Origin of the sequence: Atopobacter phocae ATCC BAA-285 (assembly GCF_000526675.1) — a bacterium.
Classification (GTDB): domain Bacteria; phylum Bacillota; class Bacilli; order Lactobacillales; family Aerococcaceae; genus Atopobacter; species Atopobacter phocae.
The window spans coordinates 1-3,495 of record NZ_JAGN01000069.1 but is presented as its reverse complement, the minus strand read 5'-3'; the positions used below and the strand labels follow the sequence as shown (position 1 = coordinate 3,495).

Annotated in this window: 1 protein-coding gene; it reads left to right on the top strand. The window is 30.0% G+C overall.

All coding sequences use genetic code 11. The features are described from left to right. Window positions 1–175: 175 nt before the first annotated feature. Window positions 176–3,495 (top strand): hypothetical protein (locus L866_RS08880; protein WP_035446502.1); only part of this gene is annotated, 3,320 nt, incomplete at its 3' end.

The following is a 3,495-nucleotide window of genomic DNA, read 5'->3' as shown; positions in this document are numbered from 1 at the left end:
TCCTCCTGGGTAGGTTTTCTGGTAAAAACATTGTACCGTAAAAGGAGCTTTATATGGCCTTTTATCTTTTACACAATTATATGGACTTTATCTAAGTTTGTGCAATATAATTAAATAATAGATTATAAGAAGACGTTATAATTTATTATTAAAAATGAAGGAGTGATGAAAAAATATGAAAAGAGTTACAAATAAAATATATAAATTTTTGTCCATACTACTCTTAGTAGTTATGTTCATACAATTATTAATTCCGCTATTCTCTGCAAGTATTTACGCAAAAGAGAAAGCTATTTTTACTAAAGATACAACTTCTATCAGCACAGAAGCTAAGAGAGAAAATGAGGTAAATGAAGGTCAAGATATTACTAAAAAATCTAATTTAGAAACTGATAGTGAAGTAGAAAATATACCAAATAGTGCGGTAAATGAAGGAAAAGCAAGAAATATTCAAAATTTAAAAGATGATAAAAGTATTGGAGAGCAAAAAAATTCAAAAGTAAACTCCAATACTTTTTTAACGCGTTTTGAAGTTGCTCAGAAACCCCAAGATAAAGTATATTTAACAGGGCAAGAAGCTCTTATTTATACAGGGTTTTCTACAAGTGAAAGCGAAGGTGTAATTGCAAATTATACGGTTCTCATTGAGTTACCCTCAGAGTATGTTAAAGAAGAAGGAGTAATAGCATCAGACATTGAATCCAATAAAAAAATCAATTATCCACCTCCAGTAATAGAAAGAACAGCTGATAAAATCACTATAAAGTATAAATTTACCAATATAGGAAGTGGAACTTCAGTAGATTTTCCATTCACAATTACAACACATAGTGAATTAACACCAAATGATTACCACTTACCTGTTCGAGTTAAGATTTTAAACCAAGACAATGAGCTAATAAGAGAAGAAACAACCCAAGTTAAATACAAAGTAAAAGACAGTGAATCAAATAAGCAAATTTTCATTGGGTCAAATTGGACTTCTTCTGACGACAAGAAGTCTGAAGCGGGCAAAGTTGATGAGAATCGTTCGGGGTTTTTAACCAATGCTACAAAAGATTTAACTCCCGTGCGATTTAACTTTTCAATTCCAGGATTTAGTAATAGTATCACACGATTTGGAAATCGGAGATATGAATTATATAAAATTGAAGATAAGTTGCCAAAAGAAGCCATATTTGTACAAGAGTATAATAAAGGATGGATATACGATAAAGATACTCATACAGCAACATATGAAGAAGAAAAAGATTTCACGTTGGGAAAAACAACGTTTAGTACGAAAGAAATAAATTTATTATTTCCGGGGGCTGATTTGTCAAAAAAATATATAAATAAAATTAAATTTACTGGAAAGCCTAAGAATAAGCCTAAGTACGAATCAAATTTAGTTTTAGATGACGATATTACTTTTCAATTAAAGCCAACTATAATTGACAATACGATAAATTTTGAAAAAAGCCCTAATTATGGACTTTATGATGATTTAGAAGCAAAGAAAAGCTATCATTCGGCTTGGAAATTGAATATTACAAATAATGGTAAAAATCCTAAAAGGGATTTGAAAAATCTTGTGATAAAAGATTATGAGCAGGATAAGCGTTTAACTTTCACAAAAATCGTGTTGCCTAAAACTTCAAAAGATATTTTTGACGGAACCTTAGACGTTTATGTAAAAAAAGGAAATCAAGAAGTTAAAATAGAAGAAAATATTTCATTAGAGACTGAACAAAAAATAATCGAATTAGACAGTGATGTTCAAGGTGTTATGATTAAAACGCATAATAATTCAGATCATATTAGCGTTCTAAAGCCAAATAAAACATTATTAATTAAGCTATATCATAAAATTAAAGATCCAGAAAAGACAAAGACTGATGGAGAAAATTCTGAAGAATTAAATAATACAGCGACTGTAGCAGGTAATTATAGTGGCGCAGAAAATTTTGAAGCAAAAAGCCAAGCGAAATTAATACTATCTCCAGTTAAACCTACATTATCTCTTTCAAAAAGTTCTACAACTTCTGATAAAGGTGAATATTTATTTATTAATAAAGAAGTGACAAACAATATAAATGTTTATGCTGAACAAATACAAAAGGATAAACAAATTGATTTGACTAGAATTGTTGATTTACTTCCTGAAGGAATGGAGTATGTTTCAAAAAGTGGGGAAATAAAGTTATTAAAAGAAAGATATTTTGATTATTATGGCAAAGATAATTATAAAAAAGAACCTCAAATTGTTCATAATTATCAAGGCACTGGTCGAACAGCATTGATTTGGAAGTTAAATACTATAACAAGTAAATTATTTTATTCTAGTGATATACGGACTCATGAAATCACGTATAATACTATTCCAACTATCAACACAAAAATTGGAATGATTTATAATGAAGCTTATATAGGCTGGAAGAATAATAATGAAGTTTTACCAAAGGATGACCGTGGAGGGTCAGAGATTATAAAAGACAATTTTGATTTAAGCGAAAATGGATCGACTAGCGATAATATCATTAAAGCTAAGAGTGAGATGAATTTTCAACCACCTAAAATTTTAGTGGCTAAAAAATCTGTTCAGGGAAGTCTAGATAGAGCGCAAGTATTATTACCGGGTATTGGAAAATCTGAATTCGATGCTGAGGGAAATTATGTGTTAACTATTTATAACAATTCGTCACAAAATGTGACTTCTCTAACAGCAGTGGATATTTTTCCATATGAAGATGATTTGACATTAAGTATCGATAAAGAAACACAAAAGCGAGTGCCTAGAAAGTCAAGTTTTTCCATTAAATTATTATCCCCAATAGTTTTACCTAAAGGATATTCGGTTTTTTATACAACATCTACTCCAAAAATGAAAAATTTTGTAGAAGAGGCAAAATGGGTAACAACGCTAGGAAACTATGGCCAGGCAACAGCGATAAAAATAGAGTTGGAAGATGGATATGTTTTAAAATCAGAAGAAGAAGTGAATGTACGCATACCGTTTAAAACACCGAAGCCTAGTAGCCAAAAGAAAAATGATAGAGCAGTCAATTCGTTTGGTATTTCAACATCGAAGCAGCTGTTATTTACGGAATCGAATAATGCAGTTTTAGAATTAGTGAATTATCAGGTGAAAGGAAATGTGTTTGAGGATAAAAATAGAGACAATGTTTTAGATCAAAATGACTTACCGTTTAAATCGTATAACGTAACTTTGATAAATAAAGATGGCACACCAGCAAAAGATTTAGAAAATAAACCAATTAAAGTAAAAACAAATGGAAAAGGAGAATATATAATTGACGTTTATCGTCATGGTGATTATCGTATTAAAATTGAAGCTCCAAAGGACTATTTATTACTTAAACCAATTAAAGATAATATAAAAGGATCACATATAAATACTGATGATATTGTAACGGATGTATTTACTTTAGACATTAATAATCCAGAAGCTATTAAGAACGCAGGGTACTTTAAAGTTGGCCCACCAACAAGAGA